This is a genomic window from Synechococcus sp. R55.7, from assembly GCF_047461955.1.
In the GTDB taxonomy this organism is placed as follows: Bacteria; Cyanobacteriota; Cyanobacteriia; order Thermostichales; family Thermostichaceae; genus Thermostichus.
The window spans coordinates 7,611-13,632 of sequence record NZ_JANSIC010000018.1 but is presented as its reverse complement, the minus strand read 5'-3'; the positions used below and the strand labels follow the sequence as shown (position 1 = coordinate 13,632).

The 6,022-nt window shown below is 60.5% G+C and carries 2 protein-coding genes; both read right to left on the bottom strand.

Annotation, left to right across the window (positions count from 1 at the left end):
• Positions 1–978, bottom strand: a 978-nt coding sequence (acsF, locus tag NW820_RS01940) for a magnesium-protoporphyrin IX monomethyl ester (oxidative) cyclase (protein WP_414406541.1), incomplete at its 3' end; no start/stop codon positions are given.
• A gap of 104 nt (positions 979–1,082) precedes the next feature.
• Positions 1,083–5,690: a glutamate synthase-related protein gene (locus NW820_RS01935; RefSeq protein ID WP_414406540.1), complete on the bottom strand. Its 4,608-nt coding sequence runs from the start codon at positions 5,688–5,690 to the stop codon at positions 1,083–1,085.
• Between the last annotated feature and the right edge of the window lie 332 nt (positions 5,691–6,022).

The following is a 6,022-nucleotide window of genomic DNA, read 5'->3' as shown; positions in this document are numbered from 1 at the left end:
GTAGAGGGGCAGCTTGCGCAAACCCTTGAAGGGGCCGGATCCCCGGGCAATCTCCCTCAGCTTAGCGTTGTTGGCCACGCACTTTTGCAGCCGCCGCACAAACTCAGGGTTTTCCACATCCAACACCACCGGGAACACCTTGGCCGCCTCGCGGTTGGTCTTGTAGATTACCTCCATGTCATAAGTATGGGGATCCAGCCCGATGAGGCGGTAGAAATCCGGGCGCTCTCCCACATCGTTGAGGTACATAGTGGCGAACACCGACAGCAAGAAGAAACGGCACCACAGCTTGGCCACCCATCCCTTGAGCAGCCGCGGCTGGCTTAGGAGCATGAGCGCAAAGAAATCGCCGTGGCGGTTCTCGTCCTGGCACCAGTTCTTGAAGAAGTTGAAGATCGGGTAAACGCGATCCTCGGGGTGGGCCTCCAGGTGGCGGTAGATGAGAATGTAGCGCCAGTAGCCAATCTTCTCCGAGAGATAGGTGGCATAGAAGATGAAACGCGGCGCGAAATAGGTGTAAGACTTGTGCTTAGTGAGAAAGCTCAGGTCGAAGGCCATGTTGAAGTCGCCCATAGCCCGGTTCAGAAAGCCGGCATGGCGGGCCTCATCGCGGCTCATCAGGGCAAAGCACTCGGCCAAAACGGGGTTGGTCTCTTTTAGCTTGCGCGACAGCTCCTTGTAGAGGAGAAAACCGGAGAACTCGGCTGTACAGGAGCGCTCCAAGAACTCCACAAACAACCGGCGCGCCTGCGGATCCAGGCGGCTTTCCCAGTCTTGGTTGAACTCCTCACCCCGGACGAAGTGATGGCGGTTGTAGTCGGCGCGAAACTCCTGCAGGATGGCCCGGAAATCGGCCTCTCGATCCCCTAAGCCCATTTTGCCGATGGCCTCGAAATCGGTGGTGTAGAAGCGCGGCGTCAGGATGGTCTCGGTGGGCACTCGCGCTTGAGTTTGAGCAGCTTGCAAACTGGGACTCATAGTGATTTAAAGCGGATGAAAAGGCCAGGTATACTCTCGCAGTTTACCAGCCTCTCTGGCCGTCGTGGGGATAAGAAGTGTTACCGGCAGGCTCTGAGAGATCCTTAAGACTCCACTGCCAGCGGCTGGGATCGCAAGGGATCCGTCAGCTCGCTGCCCTCCTCCGAAGGCGGGATCACCTGCCAAAACAGAGGCAAATAGGATTCCCAATTTTGCAGAATGCGCTCCGCTTTGGGGGAATGGGTGCGGCGATAGTGCTCTTGGATCAGGCTCTTCAGTTGTGCCTCTGCTGCTGCTGTCTGCACCCGCTGAATGCGCACGATCTCCCCGTTGACCTTGGCGGGGAAGTTGCCCTCCTCATCCAGCACATAGGCCAGGCCGCCGGTCATCCCCGCTCCCAGGTTGCGGCCCACCCGCCCCAGCACCACCACCACCCCACCGGTCATGTACTCGCAGCAGTGGTCGCCGGATCCCTCGATCACCGCCTGCGCTCCCGAGTTGCGCACCGCAAAGCGTTCCCCTGCCTGGCCGTTGGCGAATAGGTAACCCCCGGTGGCTCCGTACAGGCAAGTATTGCCCAAGATCACATTTTCCGAGGGATCCCGTGGCGCATCGCCGGGAGCCAAGATGACGATCTCACCCCCGCACATGCTTTTGCCCACGTAGTCATTGGCTTCTCCTGTCAGAGTCAGGCGCATCCCCGCCAGCGTAAAAGCGCCAAAGCTCTGGCCGGCGCTGCCGACAAAGCGCAGATCCAACTGCCCCCCCTGTTGGGCGAAGCCGGTATCTCCGTACAAGCGGGCCAAGGTTCCGGCAATGCGCCCGCCCACACAGCGGTCGGTGTTGGCGATAGGGATCTCCACCGTGGCCGTGCCGCAGGTCTCCACCGCCTTCTGCACCTCCGGCTGAGCCAGGATCTGCTCATCCAGCACCGGGCCGTTGGCGTGAACCGGCTCATGCTCCAACCAGTCGGGCAGGGTGTTGGGATCAAAACCGGGGGGAGTTCGCAGCAGACACTCCAAGTTCAAGGATGGGGTTTTCTGCAGAACGGCATCGGCCCGCGGACAGAGCAGATCCACCCGTCCAATCACCTCCTTCAGAGAGCGGTAGCCCAGTTGCGCTAAGACTTGGCGCACCTCCTCCGCCACAAAGGTGAAGAAGGTCACCACGTGATCTGGCGTGCCGGGGAAGCGCTTGCGCAACTCCTCCTTCTGGCTGGTCACTCCCACAGGGCAGTTGTTGGTGTGGCACACCCGCGCCATGATGCACCCCTCCGCAATCATGGCCACCGTGCCAAAGCCAAACTCTTCTGCCCCCAGCATGGCCGCCATCACCACTTCCCAACCCGTGCGAATGCCGCCATCCACCCGCAGGATGGAGCGCTGCCGTAGGCCGTTTTCCAGCAGGGTATGATGCACCTCCACCAGGCCCAACTCCCAAGGTGCCCCGGCATGTTTGATGGAGCTCAAGGGGGAAGCCCCTGTGCCCCCTTCATGGCCGGAGATTTGGATGATGTCGGCGTTGGCCTTGGCTACTCCTGCCGCCACCGTGCCGATGCCCACCTCCGCCACCAGCTTCACCGACACCTGTGCCTGGGGGTTCACCTGGTGCAAGTCGAAGATCAACTGCGCCAGATCCTCGATGGAGTAGATGTCGTGGTGGGGCGGCGGCGAGATCAAGGTCACCCCCGGCTTGGAGCGGCGCAGCTTGGCGATGTAGGGGCTGACCTTTTTGCCCGGCAGTTGCCCGCCCTCGCCCGGCTTGGCCCCCTGGGCAATTTTGATCTCAATTTGCCGCGCGTTGAGCAAATACTCCGGTGTCACGCCAAAGCGGCCCGAGGCCACCTGCTTCACCGCCGAGCTGGCGTTGTCCCCCATGCGCAGCCCCTTCAGGTGGGGAAAGCGGGCCGAGGTGCCATCTGGGCCTACATCGGTGATGGGGAGGTATCGTTCCGGATCTTCCCCGCCTTCACCGGAGTTGGACTTGCCGCCGATGCGGTTCATGGCAATGGCCAGGGTCTCGTGGGCCTCGCGGCTGAGGGCCCCCAAGGACATCCCACCTGTGGCAAAGCGTTTGAAAATCTCCGACACCGGTTCCACTTCCTCCAAGGGAATGGGATCCCGGTCGCTGCGGAAATCCAGCAGGTCTCGCAACGCGGTGGGGGTGCGGCTGCGCAGGTGCGCCCTGTAGATCTCATAGTGGGCAGGCTGACCCGATTCGATGGCCTTGTGCAGCAGTTTGGCCATTTCTGGACTGTTGATGTGGTATTCGCCTTTGGGCCGCGCCTGGATAAAGCCAAAGTTCTCCAGCTTTTTCGAGGTGAGTTCGGGAAAGGCCCGCTGGTGATTCACCATGCCCTCGCGGGCCAGATCCGCCAGCGTCATGCCTCCCACCCGCGACACCGTGCCGCGGAAGGCCAGATCGATCACCTCTTGGCTCAGGCCAATGGCCTCGAAAATCTGCGCTCCGTGGTAGCTGGAGAGCAGAGAAATGCCCATTTTGGAAAGAATCTTGAGCAGCCCTGCCTCAATGGCGGCGCGGTACTTCAGTTGCACCTCGGCCAGGGAAAGCTGGGGCAACTTGCCGGCAGCCATCTGGGTTTGCGTCTTGGGCTTGTGCCACCACTGCCGCACAGCTTCATAGGCCAGATAAGGACAAACGGCGCTGGCCCCATAGCCGATCAAGCAGGCAAAGTGATGGGTACTCCAGCATTGGGCAGTCTCCACCACCAGGGAAGCGCGTAGGCGCAGCCCCTCCTGGATGAGGTGATGGTGGATGGCGCCCACCGCCAACAGAGGTGGGATCAGAGCCTGCTCGGCATCAAGGCCGCGATCCGAGAGGATTAAAATCTCAGCTCCCCCCCGCACTGCCTGAGCCGCCTGCTGGCAGAGGGCCCGTACCTGGACCTCCAGTCCTTCTGGGCCGGCAGCCACCGGATAGAGAATCGGGAGCGTGTGGCAGGGAAAAGGGGTATGCTGCAGAGCGGCCAGCTCCGCTTCGTTGAGCACCGGGCTGCGCAACTGCAACAGGCGGGCATGCTCAGGGCGGATCTCCAGCAGGTTGCCCTTGGATCCCAGATACACATCCAAAGACATCACCAGGCTCTCCCGCAGGGGATCGATGGCAGGGTTGGTGACCTGGGCAAAGCGCTGCTTGAAATAGTCGTAGAGGGGATGAGGCTGGGTGGACAGCACAGCCAGCGGCGCATCATCCCCCATGCTGAAGGTGGGCTCCTTGCCCGTAGCCGCCATCTCCTCGATGATCATCTCCACATCTTCTGAGGAGTACCCGAAGGCGGTTTGGGCTTGTAACAGTTGTTCTTCCGAGAGGTGAGGGGTATTTTCAAAGCCTTGGGTGCTGAGCTGAACGCGATGGGCTTTGAGCCATTCGCCGTAGGGGTGCTGGGCTGCCACCTGGGTTTTGATCTCCCAGTTTTTGCAGATTTGCCCGCTCTGCAGATCCACCGTCAGCATCTGCCCCGGGCCTAGCCGCCCTTTTTCCAAAATGTCGGTCTCCGGCAGAGGAACCACGCCAGCTTCCGAGGCCACCACCAGCAGACCATCGCGGCTGCGAGCGTAGCGGGCTGGGCGCAGGCCATTGCGATCCAACGTGGCCCCGATGGTTTTGCCGTCGCAGAAAACCACCATCGCCGGGCCATCCCAAGGCTCCTGCAGGCCGCCGAAGAACTCGTAGAAATCCACCACTTCCGGGTGATTCTGCAGTTCTGGCTGGTTGCGATAGGCTTCCGGGATCAGCACCATCATCGCCTGCTGAGTGGAGTAGCCCGACTGAATCAACAGCTCAAACACAGCGTCCAGACCTGCTGAGTCGCTGGTGCCCGGGTCAATAATCGGCTTCAGATCCTCGACCGCTGTACCCCAGCGGGGATGGGAAAGGGTTTGTTCGCGGGCGGCCATCCAGTTGACATTGCCCAGGTAGGTGTTGATCTCGCCGTTGTGGCAGAGGTAGCGGAAAGGCTGAGCCAGCGACCAACGCGGCAGGGTATTGGTGCTGAAGCGGCGGTGGTAGGTGGCGTAGGTGGTGGTGTAGAGGGGGTTTTGCAGATCTCGATAAAACTGGCCCAGAACCGACGATTGCACCATGCCTTTGTAAACGACAACCCGGCAGGACAAAGAGGCAAAATACAGAGCATAAAAGCCAAACCGAGCCTCTACCCGCCGCCGAATGCGCCGCCGCAACAGATAGAGCTGCTGCTCTAGCTCGTCTCCTTCCAGCGTGGGATGGGTGAGGAGCATCTGCCAAATGGAGGGCATGGTCTGCCGCGCCATCGGCCCCAGGCAATTGGGATTGACCGGTACCTGCCGCCAAACCACCCGCTGCCAGTCGGTGGTGGTCAAGTACTCATCGATCACCTGCTGCACCGCCTGACACTCAGCAGGATCCTGAGGCAAAAAGACCATCCCCACCGCGCTGTGAGTGGGATCCCAAGCTCGAATTTCTTCCCTCTCTGCCTGCAACAGCGACCAGGGGATTGCCGTTGCAATGCCCGCCCCATCACCGCTCTGGCCGTCGCCGCCACAGCCACCCCGATGTTCCATACAGGTGAGGGCCTGAAGGGTTTTCTGCAAGAGGTCGTGGCTGGCTCTCCCCTGCTGATTCACCAAAAAGCCGACCCCGCAAGCATCCCGCTCTTGAAAGTGCCAGTTTTCCTGCAGGATAGGGGCCGAGACCTGAGAGGGATGGGGATTCATAGGAGTAAAAACAGTTTGGAATAAATCACGCTTTCAGAGGTGGAAAACCAGCATATCGCACTCCAATCCGACAGGAAAAGGGGGGCAGTCTCAAGTCACGGCTGGCTCTTGCCAACAGGGCAACCGTTGGGGCAATCGGCTCAGCGAAGTAAAGACAAAAAAGCTCGCCATGAACAGATTTTTCGAGTTTCTTCTGCAGCTTTCCCCGACGGACTGCGGACGATCTGAGAAAGCTAGGGCGAATGCGCCAGCTCACACCGGCTCCGCTCGCTGGCAACTGGCCCTGTGGAGAACTGCGGTAGGGAGACAGCCGTAGGGTATGTCCAGGAAGA